A 15769-nucleotide genomic window follows, 5' to 3' on the forward strand; every position below is an offset into this window, starting at 1 on the left:
CAGTGTTTGATTCTCTGAGCGATCGCCTCAACGACACATTTGACCGCCTGCGCGGCAAGGGCAAGCTGACCGAGGCCGATATCACCTCGGCCATGCGCGACATTCGCATGGCGCTGCTCGAGGCCGACGTCAACTTTAAGGTCGTCAAGGAGTTTGTCGCCAAGACCAAGGAGCGCTGCATGACCGCCGAGGTCATGGAATCGCTGACGCCGGCGCAAAACGTCGTCAAGATCGTGCTCGACGAGCTCACCGAGATGCTCGGCTCCACCGAGAGCAAGCTCGTCTTTAGCAACCGCATTCCCAACGTCATTATGCTCGTGGGCCTGCAGGGCTCCGGTAAGACCACGGCGGCTGTAAAGCTGGCATACCTGCTCAAGAAGCAGGGCCGCTCGCCGCTGCTCGCCGCGTGCGACGTCTACCGTCCCGCCGCTGCCGACCAGCTGGCCACGCTTGGTGGAGAGATCGGCGTGCCGGTCTTTCGCGGTGACGGAGAGCACCCGGTCGATATTGCCAAGGGCGCCATCCAGGAGGCCGTCGACCACCTGCGCGATGTGGTCATCGTCGATACCGCCGGTCGTCTGCAGATCGACGAGCAGATGATGCAGGAGGCCGTGGACATCAAGAAGGCCGTCAAGCCCGATCAGGTGCTGATGGTCGTCGATGCCATGACCGGCCAGGATATCGTCAACGTTGTCTCGACCTTCGCCGAGCGCACCGACTTTGACGGCGTGATCATCTCCAAGCTCGACGGCGATGCCCGTGGCGGCGGCGCGCTTTCGGTGCGCCAGGTGACCGGCAAGCCCATCAAGTTCGTGAGCATGGGCGAGAAGCCCGATTCGCTGGAGCCGTTCTATCCCGACCGCATGGCCAAGCGCATCTTGGGCATGGGCGATGTCGTCGGCATTATCGAGAAAGCCCAGGAGGCAGCCGATGCCGAGCAGCTCGAGGCTGCCGAGCGCATGCTGCGCGAGGGCTTTACCATGAACGACATGCTCGACCAGATGAAGGCCGTCAAGAAGATGGGCGGTATGAAGGGCATTCTGGGCATGCTTCCCGGCGGCCAGCGCGCGCTCAACCAGATGGGCGGCAACCTGGATGAGGGCATCTTCGACAAGAACGAGGCCATCATCATGTCGATGACCAAGGAGGAGCGCCTGCGTCCTTCCATCATCAACGGCCAGCGTCGCGCCCGCATCGCCAAGGGTGCCGGCGTGACCCCCACCGAGGTCAATAGCCTTATGAAGCAGTGGGGCGAGATGAACAAGATGATGGGCCGCATGCGCTCGATGGCCAACCAGGCGCAAGCCGGCGGCAAGAAGGGCAAGAAGGGTAAAAAAGGCAAAAAGATGCGCATGCCCAATATTCCCGGTCTGGATGCCATGGGTCTGGGCAGCATGGGCGGCCTGGGTGGCCTGGGTGGCATGGGAACAGGTGGTCCCAAGTCCGATATGGACCTGCTGCGCCAGATGGAAGCGCAGATGCGTAATAAAAAGTAACGACTGGTTGAGTCGAGTATGGCGAAGGCCGCCTGGATGGTACTCCAGGCGGCCTTCGCCGTTCGTTCGCAGGTTTTCTCACGCGCGGAAGCGTGTTGACGTTGAGGTGCTTGCCACTAGTGGCAGCCACAGCCCTCGTGCCCATCATGGTCGTGGTGGCCGTGGCAGCCGCAGGACTCGCCATGCTCGTGGGCGTGCTCGTGCTCGTGCCCATGGCAGTCGCAGGTGGCCTCGCCGGTCTGCGCGAGCGTGCCGGCAATGAGGGCCTCGACGCAGGCGTCGCAGCTGCCCTGGGCGCCCGCATAGACCGTGATGCCTGCCTGGGTGAGCGCGTTGATGGCGCCGCCGCCGATACCGCCGCAGATGAGCGTATCGACGCCACCGTTGGCGAGCAGACCCGCTAGGGCGCCGTGACCAGTGCCGCCGGTGCCTACGACCTGCTCGTTGAGTACCTTGCCATCCTGGATGTCATAGATTTTGAACTGCTCGCTGCGGCCAAAGTGCATAAAGATGTTGCCGTTGTCGTACGTCGTTGCCACCCTCATGGTGCCGACCTCCTTTGCTGGCCATATGGCCGTCGTCGTAGGTGTGGGGGAGTATGCGATATTGCCGCCCTCGATACTAAGTGCTCGCCCGTTGACCAGCGCGTTTGCCACCTTGCGATGCGCGCGGCTGCAGATGGCCGCCACGGTGGCACGGGCGATGCCCATTTGCTGGGCGACGGCCTCCTGATTGAGGCCTTCCAGGTCGCAAAGCCGTAGGACTTCGAGCTCATCGACCGTCATGTCGATGGCGTCTCCGCTGGCAAGGCCGTCAGGGGTAAAGCCGCGATATTCGGGAATGATCCCAACACGGCGCAATTTTTCGCGTCTTCCTGCCATACACTCTCCAAATCTGACATATGTCAACAATAGGATAGCGCGTATACGAAACCGTTCAAGCTATTTTTGGCATATGTCAAAAAAGCTAAAGCTACAGCATTTGCGAATGCGGTGCCGTACTGCCGTGCATTGCGTGTGCCGCCCCAAGTGTGCAATTCGATGCTGCGCGCCTGGGCTACAATAAAAATCGCTTATAGGCGACTGACAGGAGGGTCAATGAGCAAAGCTGATCAACAGTTTGTAGCCATGTGCCGCGATATTCTGGACCATGGCACCACTACCGAGGGCCAAAAGGTTCGTCCGGTGTGGGAGGACGGCACCCCTGCCTATACCATTAAAAACTTTGGCGTTACGGCACGCTACGACCTGCGTGAGGAGTTTCCGGCGCTTACCCTGCGTCGTACGGCCCTCAAATCTGCCATGGACGAGATCTTGTGGATCTATCAAAAGAAGTCCAATAACGTGCATGACCTCAACAGCCATATTTGGGATGAGTGGGCCGACGAGACCGGCTCCATCGGCAAGGCCTACGGGTACCAGATTGGGCAGAAGAGCCATTATGCCGAGGGTGACTTTGACCAGATGGACCGCGTGCTGTACGACCTTAAGCACACGCCGTACAGCCGCCGCATCATGACCAATACGTACGTGTTTAGCGACCTGTCCGAGATGCACCTGTATCCGTGCGCCTACAGCGTGACCTATAACGTCACGCAGCGCCCGCAGGATGACAAGCCCACACTCAACATGATTCTCAACCAGCGCAGCCAGGACATTTTGGCCGCGAACAACTGGAATGTGTGCCAGTACGCCATTTTGCTGATGATGGTCGCGCAGTCGGTCGATATGATCGCTGGCGAGTTGCTGCATGTGATCGCCGATGCCCATATTTACGACCGTCATGTCGATATCGTCCGCGAGCTTATCGAGCGTCCGCAGTTTGCCGCGCCCAAGGTAACGCTCAACCCCGATGTGCATGATTTCTACGCGTTTACGACTGATGATCTGATCGTTGAGGGCTATGAGCACGGCCCGCAGGTCAAGAACATCCCCATTGCGGTGTAGGTGACGCGCATGACGTGTAAGCTTTCTGCCATTGTCGCCGTGTGCGATGACTGGGGCATTGGGTGCGAGGGTGACATGGTCGTGTCCAACCGTGCCGACATGCGCCATTTTGTGGCGTGCACCAAGGGTTGTCCGGTCATTATGGGACGCAAGACCCTGCTGAGTTTTCCCGGCGGGCGTCCGCTTAAGAACCGTCGCAACATTGTGCTCACGCGCGACGAGGGCTTTGCTCCCGAGGGCGTCGACGTGGTGCATAGTATCGATGAGGCGCTCGCCGCGGTTGCCGATGAGCCCGTTGCCTGGGTGATCGGTGGCGGCGATGTCTATCGGCAGTTTTTGCCGTACTGCGTGGAGGCCGAGGTCACGCATAACCACTGTGTCCATCCCGTGGACACGTATTTTCCCAATTTGGATGTCGATCCTGCGTGGGAAGTTGCGCGGCGCGACGGGGTTGCCACGATTGCCGCGGGCGAGGGTGACGAAGGCCTCGATTATGAGTTCGTGACATATCGTCGCGTTGATGCTTAAATCGTCTGGCGTGAACGGTATCATCGGGTTGATTGAATGCATGGGGCGGCGCTTAGCGTCGCCTCGTTTGGTATAGATGTGCTGTAAAGAAGGGTACGGGCTGGCTGCTATGACTGATGCCGTTGAGGTGCTGCGAATCGATTCCCTTAATGATGAGCGGCTCGACGCCTACGTGCGACTGACGGAGCGCGAGCTGCGCTGCGTGCTGGAGCCGCAAAAGGGCATCTTTATCGCCGAGAGCGCCAAGGTCATCGAGCGTGCGGTGCGTGCCGGATACGAGCCGGTGAGCTTTCTTTTGGGTGAGCGCTGGCTCGATCAGATGATGCCGCTGTTCGAGCGTCTGGTTGTACGCGAGGGCGCAGGTCCGGTTCCTGTGTTCGTGGCCTCCATGGAGCTCATGGAGCAGTTGACGGGCTTTAACGTGACGCGTGGTGCGCTCGCGGCGTTCCGTCGCCCGCGTCAGATTCCGGTTGATGAGTTCTTGGACGGCGTCGTCGAGGTGGCGGGTGAGCGCCCGGTGCGCGTGTGCGTGCTCGAGGGTATTGTCGACCATACTAATGTGGGTGCGATTTTCCGCTCGGCGGCAGCGTTGAATGTCGATGGCATTTTGGTGAGCCCCACTTGCTGTGACCCGCTGTACCGCCGCTCGGCCCGCGTGAGCATGGGCACGGTGTTTCAGGTGCCGTGGACGCGCATTGGCAGCGAGGCGCGCGTATGGCCGCATGATGGGCTGGCGGCGCTGCACGATGCCGGCTTTTCGTGTGCCGCCATGGCATTGACGGATGATTCGGTTTCGTTGGACGATCCCGCGTTGCTGGAGATTGACCGGTTGGCGATCTTTATGGGCACCGAGGGCGCCGGCCTGGGCGCCAAGACCATCGCGGGCTGTGACCGGGCTGTGCGTATTCCGATGGCGCACGGGGTCGATTCGCTCAACGTGGCCGCGGCGAGTGCTGTCGCTTTTTGGCAGTTGTGTCCGCACGTGAGCAACGAGTATCACTACCAGCCGGGACTGTATCACTAGGCAGATATTTTGCACGGGGCTCTGAGTCCGGGTGTTTCGGTTGACGCCGGTCGGTGCTAAGCTGGTGTCGGCTTTGGTCATAAAATTGACGTTTTGTTGTTTGACGTGCGCTGGTGGGGAGGGCGTGTGGCTAAGAAATCTACGGCTATCGATGTAACACAGGGTGTTATTTGGCAGCAGTTGCTTTCGCTGTGCGTTCCCATCTTCTTTAGTTCGTTCTTTCAGCAGGCCTACACACTTATCGGTACCTATATCGTCGGTCAGTTTGGCGGAAAGCTCGCGTTGGGCGGCATCCAGGCCACGATGGTGCTCACGGAGCTCTGCATCGGTTTTTGCGTCGGTGTTGGCGCCGGCTGTGCTGTTATTACGGGTCAGTATTTTGGCCAGCACGATGATGAGCGACTGAGTCGTTCGGTCCATACGGCCATGACGCTCGCTCTGGTGGGCGGTATCGTCGTCTCGATTCTGGGCATAGTGTTCGTTGAGCCCATGCTGGTGCTTATGAATACGCCGCATGAACTATTGGCCGAGGGTGTGGCCTATGCTCGTTGCTATTTTGCCGCCATGGTTGCGGCGCTGCTGCTCAATATGGGCACCGCGCTGTTGCGTGCCGTGGGCGACACGCGTGGCCCTGCCGTGATCATCGCTTCCGGCTGCCTCATTAACGTGGTACTGGATGTCATCTTCGTTGCCGTGCTTCATATGGAGGCTCTGGGCTGCGGCATCGCGGTGGCGCTGACCATTTGCTCCAACGCCACGATGATCGTGATTCGCATGATGCACGCACCGGGTGCGTGGCGGCTTTCACTGTCCAAACTCGGCATTGATCCTGGTATTTGCAAGAGCATGATCTCGTGTGGTCTGCCGCTTGGCTTTCAGTCTGCTGCGTATTCGATTTCCAACGTCTTGATTCAGGTGTCGGTCAACTCGTTTGGTGCCGATGTCACCACGGCCTGGGGTCTTTCGGGCCGCTTGGATGGCATTGTCTGGATGGTTACCGAGGCGCTTGGCGTGTCGATCACCACGTTCTCGGCACAGAACTTTGGCGCGCGCAACTACGAGCGCATGCGCAAGGGCTACCATACGTCGCTCGTGCTGTCGTTTATGCTCATTGGTGGCCTGTCTGCCGTGCTGCTGGTGTTCTCGGGTCCTCTGTCGCGTCTGTTTGTCGACGATGCTTCGATCTCGGCGTACACCACGACCATCATCCATTTTATTGCGCCGTTCTATGCGATTTTCTCGATTATCGAAAACGCGTCGGGCTCCATTCGCGGTGCCGGCGTGAGCTTGCAGCCCATGATTCTCACGATTTTCGGCACCGTCGTGCTCAGGGTGATCTGGGTGTTTGCGATCATGCCTTTCGATCCGTCGCTTGAGCTCCTGCTGCTGGTTTACCCCGTAACCTGGCTCATCACGGCCACGATGTTCACCATCTACCACCACAGCGGCAACTGGCTAGGCCGCGCTACTGCCTAATGATCCGTATGAGACAGAGGAAAACGGATCATTGCTCTCCGTGGTGATGTCGATGATTCGTTTTCCTCCGTCCCCTTTGGATCAATTAGTATTCGATGCCTTGGCGGGCTAGGAGGCCTTCGTCGAAGTAGTGTTTGATGGGGCGCATTTCGGTTACGAGGTCGGCAAGGTCGGCGAGGGGCAGCAAGCCGCGGCCAGTGAGCACGAGCTCCGTGGTGGTTGGTTTCGTCGCGATCAACGCTTCGACATCTTCGCGCGTCACAAAGCCCCGTCGCATGGCTTCTCCCAGCTCATCCAAGATCAGCACGTCGACTTGGCTAATCTGCTCGCGCGCCAGCTCCATAATCTGTGCGGCACAGGCTTCGGGCGTGTCGCGGTCGGCTTGTACGATGCAAAGTCCCAATCGAGGAGCTGCGTCATGTTCGGCGCAGTGCAGCTTCTTGGCAAACTGAAGCATGAGCACGTTAAGTCCATAGCCCGTGGCGCGCAGCGCGAGCCCCAGCGCAGCCGTCGTCTTGCCCTTGCCGTCGCCCGTATAGATTTGAACCTTGCCGACTTCCAGTGATGCCATCTCTGTCCTTTCGTGCCCGGTGTCGGTTTATCGCCGGCCGGGTTGGGTATTCTAGTTAGCATTATCAACCCCAGTAGATGGAGTTCAAGCAGATGGAGATGGATGACAACAAACGTAGACGGAATATGATCCTCTACGTGCTCATCGCCTTCGTCGTCTACCTCGTGCTCTCGACCGTTCTGTTCCCCAACATCGGTCACACGCAGCAGATTACGAAGACCGATTACTCGACGTTTGTCAAAGCGCTCGACAAGAAGAGCGTCGATAAGGTCGAGTACAACACGGACGATTACTCGATTTATTACACCAAGAAGGGCGAGGACGAGAACATCGCCTACAAGACGACCGGTGTGCCGAATGATGCGGGCTTTACCGATCGCGTGCTTGAATCTGGCGCCTCGCTTGAGTCGGTCGTTCCCGATAAGAACTCGGGTCTGATGACTTACTACCTGCTCACCCTCATTCTTCCTATGGCGATTTTCTTCCTGATCGGCTGGTGGCTCAACCGCCGCATGAAGAAGGCCATGGGTGATGACGGCCCGTCGATGAACTTTGGCGGCGGCGGTTTTGGCGGCGGTGGACTGGGCAAGTCCGGCGCGCGCGTGATTGCCTCCAAGGATGTGGGCGTGACCTTTAAGGATGTCGCTGGCCAGGAAGAGGCCAAGGAGTCCCTCAAGGAGGTCGTCGACTTTCTGGAGAAGCCGCAGCGCTACGAGGAGATTGGCGCCAAGCTGCCGCGCGGTGCCCTCCTTGTCGGCCCTCCGGGTACCGGTAAAACTCTGCTTGCCAAGGCTGTGGCCGGCGAGGCGGGTGTGCCGTTCTTTAGTATTTCGGGCTCTGAGTTTGTCGAGATGTTCGTCGGCCGCGGCGCCGCCAAGGTTCGCGATCTGTTTAAGCAGGCCAAGGAAAAGGCCCCGTGCATCGTCTTTATCGATGAGATCGATACTATTGGCAAGAAGCGCGACGGCGGCGGCTTTAGTGGCAACGACGAGCGCGAGCAGACGCTCAACCAGCTGCTGACCGAGATGGACGGCTTCGATAACCACAAGGGTATCGTCGTCCTCGCTGCCACCAACCGTCCCGACAGCCTTGACCCGGCCCTGTTGCGCCCCGGTCGTTTTGATCGCCGCATCCCCGTTGAGCTGCCCGACCTGACCGGCCGTAAGAACATTCTTGAGCTGCACGCCAAGAGCGTGAAGACGCAGCCGCCGATCGACCTGACCGCGATTGCCCGCGCCACGCCCGGTGCCTCGGGCGCCGACCTGGCCAACATTATCAACGAGGGCGCCCTGCGAGCCGTCCGCGAGGGTCGCAAGCGCGCCACGCAGGACGATTTTGAGGAGTCGGTGGAGGTCGTCATCGCCGGTCAGCAGCGCAAGTCCACGGTGCTGTCCGACCACGAGAAGCAGGTCGTTTCTTACCACGAGATCGGTCATGCCATCGTTGCCGCTCGCCAGAAGGGCTCTGCGCCGGTCACAAAGATCACCATCGTGCCGCGCACGAGCGGCGCTCTGGGCTACACCATGCAGGTCGAGGAGGATGAGCGCTTCCTGACCACGCGCCAGGAGATCCTGGACAAGCTCGCCGTCTATTGCGGTGGCCGTGCTGCCGAGGAGCTCATCTTTGGCGAGATGACGACCGGCGCCGCCAACGATATCGAGCAGGCCACCAAGCTCGCCCGTAACATGGTGACGCGCTTTGGTATGTCCGATGAGTTTGGCATGATGGCGCTCGGTACCGTGCAGAACGCGTACCTTAACCAGGATACGTCGCTCACCTGCGCCCCCGGTACGGCCGAGCGCGTGGACGCGATTGTCGCCAAGCTGATCGAGGATGCGCACGACCGCGCCCTGCAGATCCTGAAGGAGAACAAGTTTAAGCTCCACGAGCTGGCTCGTTATCTGTACAAGAAGGAGACGATCACGGGCGAGGAGTTTATGAATCTCCTCACGCGTGAGAATCCGCTGATGCCAAAGCAGCAGTAATACTAGTTGCGCAGTGCTTTCGCCCCATTTGAGTGTCCATCTCAAATGGGGCGTTTCGCTTGGGAAGAGTTGTATATGAAGATCGTGGTAAGTGCCTGCTTGATGGGCGAGAGCTGCAAGTATAACGGGCTCGATAATTACCATCGCGAGCTGGTCGAGGCTTGCGAGCGCACGGGAACCGAGGTGCTCCTCGTGTGCCCTGAGGTTTTTGGCGGCTTGCCCACACCGCGCAAGCCGTCCGAAATTGTGAACGGCGAAGTCCGTACCTGCGAGGGCGTCTCGGTCGATCGTGAGTTTCGCTTGGGTGCCGAGCGCGCACTCGACATGTGCGAGCAGGCGGGCGGGCCGGAAGAGATCGCCGCGTGCATTTTACAGGACCGTAGCCCCTCGTGCGGTGCAGGTCGCATCTACGATGGCACCTTTAGCGGCACGCTCATACCGGGTAACGGCGTTTTCGTCGACCTGCTCCTGCGCCACGGGTATCGCGTGATTCCCGCAAGTGAATTTGACCCGAGCATGTTGGAATAGCAAATGAAAGGGGGCGGCCATCGAGTAGATGGTCGCCCCCTTTACTGGCAAGCTAAACGATTTCAACAGATATTCAATGGCGTTTGCCCAGATAAAACCTGCCAAAATAAACCTGTCCCTTTTTGGTAGGTTAGGCGAGGAGGGTGTGGCCGTAGGCGTTGGCGGCCTTGATGGCGGCGGCGAACTTCTCGTCGGTGAAGGGCTCGGGGTTACCCTGCTTCCACTCGTTGGTGGCGTGCGCGTACTCGCACAGGGCAGGGATATCGGCCTCGGAAAGCCCGACCTGCTCAAGCGTCACGGGCAGGCCCATCTGCTTGTTAAAGGCCGCGTAGCGTTCAAGGTTCTCGGTGTCGCCCGTGTAGGCGAACAACACGAGCACGCCCAGGCTTACGACCTCGCCGTGCAGGTAGGTGCCCTCACGCGGAATGCTGCAAGTGGCGTTGTAGAACGCGTGTGCCACGCTCGAGTTGTAGTAGTAATCGTTCTGGTTGGTCAGGTTCGAGACATATCCCGTGTTGACCACGATGTCGAGCGCGATCTGCTTGACGGCCTCGCTCGACAGGTCCTGGCGCACGTCCTCAAGACCCTGGACGCCATAGGTAAACAGCGGCTCGGAGCAGGTGTGGGCGAGTGCCAGGCCAAGACCGGCGGTGTGCTCCAAATTTCCGGCGCTCGTGGCGTACTCGACCTCGGGCTGCTTGGACAGGGCATCGCCTACGCCGGCCCAGAAGTACTCTGCTGGCGCCTCGGCGATGATCTTGGGGTTGATGAAGATGTGCGCGGGGCGGTTGGGGTACGAATAGCCCTCGAGCGAGCCGTCGTCGTTGTAGACAACGGCAATGGCGGTCGCGGCGGAGCAGTTAGAGCAGATCGTCGGGACCGTAAAGACGATCTTCTTGAGCTCGATAGCTGCGGTCTTCACGGTGTCGAGTGCCTTGCCACCGCCGCAGGCGATAAGCACGTCGGCTTCCTGGCAGGCGGGGGAGTTTACGACCTTGGCGATATTGGCGCGTGTGCTGTTGGTGCCGTAGACGCGCCTCTCCAGAACCTCGACGCCGGTGCCTGCCAGCGCGGCTTCGATACCGGGAAGTGCTGCAGCCAGTGCTCGCTTGCCACCGATGATTGCGACCTTGGTCGCACCGTATTCGGCCAGCGCGCCGGGCAGCTCGTCGAAGCAGTCCTCGCCGACGGTATAGTCGCTCATTCCGATCGTGCGCATAGCAACCTTCTTTCGTCCGATAAAGTGCTTTCAGGTATTTTGCTCCTAGAGAAGGTCCACGGCCGCGAGAAATTTCGAACGTATAAAACCAGTGTTGAGGGTTTTTCGTCGGCGCGGAACGTGCTAGCATACTTCGCATAAGCGTTGATGGGGACGAGTAGTCGGCCGTCCGCATGCTACAGAGAGCGGGGAGCGCTGAGAACCCGTGCATGCGACCGATGAAAATCACCCCGGAGCTGCGGTCCCAACGGACGTGCCGCTAAGGCACGTCTTAGTAGATATCGCCGAGATGGTCGTCGATACAGGCCAGCCGAGTAACGGATGCGAGCGCGCGGCGACGCGGGCGAGGGCATCTAAGCTGGGTGGTTAAGCGAAGAGCTTTTACGGGCAGACTGCCTGTCTTGTGGCGCTTCGTCCCAGCTTGCAGGGACGGGCGCTTTTTTGGTGCCCAGAGGGCGTGCGCGCCCATGACAAGAAAGGGGTACCGTGGCAAACGAGTACAAGCAGACGATGAATCTGCCCAAGACCGGTTTTCCCATGCGTGCCGGTCTTTCCAAGTCCGAGCCCAAGCGACTCAAGGACTGGCAGGACAACAAGGTCTACGAGCAAGTTCTAAAGAAGAACAAGGGTCACAAGAAGTTCGTGCTGCACGACGGCCCTCCGTATGCCAACGGCCCGATCCACATCGGCCACGCCATGAACAAGATCTCTAAGGACATGATCAACCGTTACTGGATGATGCAGGGCTATGAGGTTCCCTATGTCCCCGGTTGGGACTGCCACGGTCAGCCGATTGAGCACAAGGTCGAGGAGAAGCTCGGCACCGAGAAGTTCAACCAGACCTCCACGGCTAAGATCCGCGAGCTTTGCAATAAGTTCGCTGTCGAGAACATCGAGCTGCAGAAGGCCGGCTTCCGTCGCCTGGGCGTGCTTGGCGACTGGGACAACCCGTATCTGACGCTCTATCACCAGCATGACGCCGCCGACATCGAGGTCTTCAAGGCCATGTTCGACAAGGGCATGATCTATCGCGGTCATAAGCCCGTCCACTGGTGCAAGCACTGCCACACCGCGCTGGCCGAGGCCGAGATCGAGTACTCCGACGAGACGAGCCCGTCCATCTTCGTGCGCTTTGAGATGACCACTAAGCCTGCCGGTCTCGAGAACTTCGACGGCCCGGTTGACTTCATCATCTGGACGACCACGCCGTGGACCATCCCCTCCGACCAGGCCGTTTCCCTTAAGCCCGGCGCCGCCTATGTTGCCGTTGAGCACGATGGCCGTGCCGAGGTTATGCTCGAGGAGCTGGCTCCCAAGTGCTGTGAGGAGTTTGGCTGGGAGTACACCCCGGTCATGGTCGACGGTAAGCCCTATGTGGTTCCCGCTGAGACCTTCCACCACATCCACTACAAGCAGCCGATCTTTGACGGTGTCGAGGGCGTGGCGCTGCTGGCCGATTACGTCGGCGTCGATGACGGTACCGGTATCGTCCACAACTCGCCCGGCCATGGCGTTGACGACTACTTCGCCTGCCTCAAGGAGGGCATCACCGATATCTGCATGCCGGTTGATGACGACGGTAAGTTCTACACCGGCGAGGAGTTTGGTACCGGTGGCCCCTTCAGCGGTATGGATACCGACGAGGCCAATCCGCACATCATCGAGTTCCTGCGCGAGCGCGGCACCCTGGTCCTCGAGAAGAAGATCACGCACAGCTATCCGCACTGCTGGCGCTGCAAGCACCCGGTGCTCTTCCGTGCTACCGACCAGTGGTTTGTCTCGATGGACAAGACCGGTTTGCGCGAGCAGGCTGGCAAAGAGATCCGCGAGAACGTCAAGTGGTATCCGGCCCACGCGGCCAACCGCATCGGTGCCATGGTCGAGCAGCGTCCCGACTGGTGCATCAGCCGTCAGCGCAACTGGGGCGTGCCTATCCCCAGCTACACCTGCGCCGACTGCGGCGAGAAGGTCATGAACGACGCCACGCTCGACGCCGTCATCAAGCTCTTCCACGAGAAGGGCTCCGACGCCTGGTTCACCGACGCTCCCGAGAGCTATCTGGGCGAGGCCTGCGTCTGCCCCAAGTGCGGCGGCCATCACCTCAAGGCCGATAAGGACATCCTCGACGTGTGGTGGGACTCCGGCGTGTCCTGGAAGGCCGTCTGCGAGTATCGCCCCGAGCTTGAGTACCCGGCGGATGTGTACCTCGAGGGCTCCGACCAGCACCGCGGTTGGTTCCAGAGCTCGTTGCTCACCTCGGTGGGTGCCAACGGCCACGCTCCGTACAAGGCGGTCGTCTCGCAGGGCTTCACGCTCGATGGCCAGGGCCGCAAGATGTCCAAGTCGCTCGGCAACGTCATCGACCCCAACAAGGTCTGCGACGAGATGGGCGCCGATATCATCCGCCTGTGGGTCGCCTCGGTCGATACCAGCTCCGACGTCTCCATCGACCACGAGATCCTTGCTCGTACGTCCGATGCCTACCGTCGTTTCCGCAACACGCTGCGCTTCCTGCTCTCCGAGCTCGAGGGTCAGTTTGAGCCCGAGACCGACGGCGTCGCCTTTGCCGACCTGCTGCCGCTCGACAAGCTCATGGTTGCCCGTCTGACCCAGGTCCAGGCCGAGGTCGACGACGCCTACGCCAGCTACGAGTTCCCGCGCGCCTACCGTGCGCTCTACGACTTTGTGGTTACCGAGCTTTCCAACGTGTACCTCGACGCCCTGAAGGACCGCCTGTACTGCGACAAGCCCGGCTCGCTCGAGCGCCGCAGCGCCCAGACCGTGCTGGCCGAGCTCTTCTCGATGCTCATGCGCGACCTGCAGCCGATCCTGTCCTACACGGTCGACGAGGCCATGGCCTATGCGCCCGCCGGCTGCGTCGATCACCAGAAGTACGCCGCGCTGCTCGATTGGTACAAGTCGCCCATCACGGTCGACGAGGCCAATGAGTTCGAGGGCGTGCTCGAGGCCTCGCTCGAGCTCCGTAGCGCTGTGACCAAGGCCCTTGAGGATGCCCGCTCCGCCGGCACCTTCACCAAGAGCCAGCAGGTCCGCGTCAAGGCGGTCGTTCCCGCCGAGATGTATGCGCTGCTGACCGGCGACAAGGCCGTCGATCTGGCCGAGTTCTACATCGTCTCCGATGTTGAGCTAACCCAGGGCGAGGAGCTTTCCGTCGCTATTGAGGCCGCCGAGGGCGAGTGCTGCGACCGTTGCTGGAACTATCGCACCACCGTCGGCGAGTACAACGGTCACGCGCATATCTGCAAGCGCTGCGCGAATGCCTTGTAGTTACGCGGTTTTACCAAACCGCGTAACAGGTTGACGCTGCAAACCCGCCAGAGCGGCAATCTGCCTTTCAGCTTCGGCGGCATGACCAGAAGGTCTATGCCGCCTTGCTTCAAGGCGCCCTGCTCGCTCTGGCGGGTTTTCGCTCATATGACCCAATCCGCTGTCAAGAGCCACAATGGCCCCGCCGACCGCTTGCAATCGGTCGGCGGGGCCTGCCGTTTGCTGGGGTTAGATAGCGATACTTTTTACATCTACCATGTTGCGGCGGTCATGGTTGACAACTTGCGTCGGCTCCTGCTCGGTATCAACCTGTCCGACAAAGCTATAATGGATTTCGATTTTCCGGGTGTTGGTTTCCCGGTCTAATTCATGTATCAAAATACGGTCGATAAACTCATGGACGTTTTCATAGGTCAATTCCTGTATGTCGCTGTATTTCCCGACAATCTGAATAAACCTTGATATATCCCTTTTTCGCTCGGTAACGGTTGCGATCTGCTGTTGTAACTCGTCTATCCTTGCGGCAAGGGATTTCTTTTCGTCCTCATAGCCGGAAGTTAGAAACACAAACCGTTCATCTGTCAGTCTGCCTAATGCGTTGTCCTCATACAGCTTGCGGAAAAGCGTGTCAAGTTCGGTCATACGCGCCTGTGCTTTGAAAAGTTCCTTTTGCTGCTGCGCTAATGCCTTTCTCGCTTCCATGTCGCCGTACTCGGTAGCTTTACAGATAAAGTCCTGTTCGTGTTCCTTAACATACCGCAAAACCCGCCGCATATCTTCCAGCACTAAATCAAGAAGTACGTTTTTGCGGATATAATGAGAGGTACACTCGCTGCCTGTCCTTGCCCTGTTGCGCCATGCGCCGCAAGAATAGGAAAACTTGCGCGGCTCGATATTTACGCCCTGTTGGTAATACATCTTATGTCTGCAACCAGCGCAAAACAGCAAGCCGGAAAAAATATCAATCTCCGCTGCTTTTGTCGGGCGGTGGCGGGTAGCAATCCGCTTTTGCGCAAGTTCAAAGGTTTCCTCGTCAACAAGCGGCTCATGGGTGTTTGGGAAGAAATAGCGTTGTTCTTCTTCGTTCTTCCGGGTCTTTTTCGACTTGTAGGATACCTTGTGAGTTTTCGCGGTTATGGTATGCCCTAAATATTCCTGCCTTGCTAATATGTCATAGAGCGTTTTGTCCGGCCAAGTATAGGGGGCGATCATTGCCCGCTGATACCGCGCCTGTCCTGTACGCTGATAGCGCAACGCTCCAATCGTCAAGACTTTGTTTTCCGCAAGCCATTTTTGGATTTCGCACATACGCACGCCGCTAACAAACATAGCGAAAACCTGTTTGACAATCGGCGCGGTTTCCGGGTCGGGTATAAGGTGGTGGCGGTTGTTCGGGTCTGGGATATAGCCGTATGGATATTCCCCGTTGACGCGCTCGCCTTTTAATATGAGAAAGCCATTGTCAATAGGCGTGTTTGTTCGAGCCCGGTTTTAAACCGGGCTTTTTCGTTTCCCGTCGGGAGGGCCCGCGCACGCTGCACGTTTAGTCGACGCTTGCCTGGCAAGCTAATATCCGCGGGCTCTTGCGGGCGCGCTTCCGGCGGTCAGCCCGGTATGTCCGCGCACCCCACCGCATTTCGATTCTCCGTCCGGCGCGCTCGTCCGAAACCAGTCTTGTTCACGGGCGCGGCCCTTGCCTTGGGCTGCC

The 15769-nt window shown here is 59.3% G+C and carries 12 protein-coding genes; 8 read left to right on the forward strand and 4 right to left on the reverse strand.

Annotation, left to right across the window (positions count from 1 at the left end):
- The first annotated feature begins 2 nt into the window (after nucleotides 1-2).
- Nucleotides 3-1496, forward strand: coding sequence for a signal recognition particle protein (ffh, locus tag ACTQV4_RS02445; RefSeq protein WP_441041149.1), 1494 nt, complete (start codon nucleotides 3-5; stop codon nucleotides 1494-1496).
- A gap of 116 nt (nucleotides 1497-1612) precedes the next feature.
- Here the strand turns inward: ffh and ACTQV4_RS02450 are convergent, their stop codons facing one another.
- Nucleotides 1613-2377, reverse strand: coding sequence for a NifB/NifX family molybdenum-iron cluster-binding protein (locus tag ACTQV4_RS02450; protein ID WP_154515461.1), 765 nt, complete (start codon nucleotides 2375-2377; stop codon nucleotides 1613-1615).
- A gap of 216 nt (nucleotides 2378-2593) precedes the next feature.
- Here ACTQV4_RS02450 and thyA point away from each other — a divergent pair, with 216 nt between their 5' ends.
- From thyA to ACTQV4_RS02470, 4 genes are all read left to right on the forward strand, one after another.
- Nucleotides 2594-3442, forward strand: coding sequence for a thymidylate synthase (thyA, locus tag ACTQV4_RS02455; protein ID WP_154515464.1), 849 nt, complete (start codon nucleotides 2594-2596; stop codon nucleotides 3440-3442).
- 9 nt (nucleotides 3443-3451) lie between these two features.
- Nucleotides 3452-3970, forward strand: a complete 519-nt coding sequence (locus ACTQV4_RS02460; protein WP_441569229.1) for a dihydrofolate reductase — start codon at nucleotides 3452-3454, stop codon at nucleotides 3968-3970.
- Between the two features lie 109 nt (nucleotides 3971-4079).
- Entirely contained in the window at nucleotides 4080-4994 is a 915-nt protein-coding gene (locus tag ACTQV4_RS02465; protein WP_441569230.1) for a TrmH family RNA methyltransferase, read from the forward strand.
- A 126-nt stretch (nucleotides 4995-5120) separates the two neighbouring features.
- Nucleotides 5121-6470: an MATE family efflux transporter gene (locus tag ACTQV4_RS02470; RefSeq protein ID WP_441569231.1), complete on the forward strand. Its 1350-nt coding sequence runs from the start codon at nucleotides 5121-5123 to the stop codon at nucleotides 6468-6470.
- An 85-nt stretch (nucleotides 6471-6555) separates the two neighbouring features.
- Here the strand turns inward: ACTQV4_RS02470 and ACTQV4_RS02475 are convergent, their stop codons facing one another.
- The gene (locus ACTQV4_RS02475) at nucleotides 6556-7041 is read right to left on the reverse strand and encodes a cob(I)yrinic acid a,c-diamide adenosyltransferase (protein WP_441569232.1); all 486 of its coding nucleotides are present in this window, start codon (nucleotides 7039-7041) and stop codon (nucleotides 6556-6558) included.
- Between the two features lie 92 nt (nucleotides 7042-7133).
- On the opposite strand from ACTQV4_RS02475, the gene ftsH reads away from it, so the two are divergent.
- Both ftsH and ACTQV4_RS02485 read left to right on the forward strand, forming a co-directional pair.
- Nucleotides 7134-9026 (forward strand): ATP-dependent zinc metalloprotease FtsH, encoded by a 1893-nt coding sequence (gene ftsH, locus ACTQV4_RS02480; RefSeq protein WP_195838531.1) that lies wholly within the window; start codon nucleotides 7134-7136, stop codon nucleotides 9024-9026.
- 75 nt (nucleotides 9027-9101) lie between these two features.
- Complete coding sequence (locus tag ACTQV4_RS02485) at nucleotides 9102-9554, forward strand: DUF523 domain-containing protein (RefSeq protein WP_441569233.1); 453 nt, start codon at nucleotides 9102-9104, stop codon at nucleotides 9552-9554.
- 130 nt (nucleotides 9555-9684) lie between these two features.
- Here the strand turns inward: ACTQV4_RS02485 and ACTQV4_RS02490 are convergent, their stop codons facing one another.
- A complete protein-coding gene (locus ACTQV4_RS02490; protein WP_441569234.1) occupies nucleotides 9685-10773 on the reverse strand; it encodes an iron-containing alcohol dehydrogenase family protein in 1089 nt (362 codons plus the stop codon).
- Between the two features lie 510 nt (nucleotides 10774-11283).
- Here ACTQV4_RS02490 and ileS point away from each other — a divergent pair.
- Complete coding sequence (gene ileS, locus ACTQV4_RS02495; RefSeq protein WP_441569236.1) at nucleotides 11284-14061, forward strand: isoleucine--tRNA ligase; 2778 nt, start codon at nucleotides 11284-11286, stop codon at nucleotides 14059-14061.
- 228 nt (nucleotides 14062-14289) lie between these two features.
- Here the strand turns inward: ileS and ACTQV4_RS02500 are convergent, their stop codons facing one another.
- The gene (locus ACTQV4_RS02500; RefSeq protein WP_441569237.1) at nucleotides 14290-15528 is read right to left on the reverse strand and encodes a DUF4368 domain-containing protein; all 1239 of its coding nucleotides are present in this window, start codon (nucleotides 15526-15528) and stop codon (nucleotides 14290-14292) included.
- Between the last annotated feature and the right edge of the window lie 241 nt (nucleotides 15529-15769).

The sequence above is a fragment of the Collinsella sp. LCP19S3_B11 genome (assembly GCF_052121915.1).
Classification (GTDB): domain Bacteria; phylum Actinomycetota; class Coriobacteriia; order Coriobacteriales; family Coriobacteriaceae; genus Collinsella.

Excerpts from the sequence above, each read along its gene's own strand:
- ACTQV4_RS02475 (WP_441569232.1), bottom strand. The coding sequence starts at position 7,041 with ATGGCATCACTGGAAGTCGGCAAGGTTCAAATCTATACGGGCGACGGC.
- ftsH (WP_195838531.1), top strand. The coding sequence starts at position 7,134 with ATGGAGATGGATGACAACAAACGTAGACGGAATATGATCCTCTACGTG.
- ACTQV4_RS02465 (WP_441569230.1), top strand. The coding sequence starts at position 4,080 with ATGACTGATGCCGTTGAGGTGCTGCGAATCGATTCCCTTAATGATGAG.
- ACTQV4_RS02460 (WP_441569229.1), top strand. The coding sequence starts at position 3,452 with ATGACGTGTAAGCTTTCTGCCATTGTCGCCGTGTGCGATGACTGGGGC.
- ileS (WP_441569236.1), top strand. The coding sequence starts at position 11,284 with ATGAATCTGCCCAAGACCGGTTTTCCCATGCGTGCCGGTCTTTCCAAG.
- ACTQV4_RS02450 (WP_154515461.1), bottom strand. The coding sequence starts at position 2,377 with ATGGCAGGAAGACGCGAAAAATTGCGCCGTGTTGGGATCATTCCCGAA.
- thyA (WP_154515464.1), top strand. The coding sequence starts at position 2,594 with ATGAGCAAAGCTGATCAACAGTTTGTAGCCATGTGCCGCGATATTCTG.
- ACTQV4_RS02485 (WP_441569233.1), top strand. The coding sequence starts at position 9,102 with ATGAAGATCGTGGTAAGTGCCTGCTTGATGGGCGAGAGCTGCAAGTAT.
- ACTQV4_RS02490 (WP_441569234.1), bottom strand. The coding sequence starts at position 10,773 with ATGCGCACGATCGGAATGAGCGACTATACCGTCGGCGAGGACTGCTTC.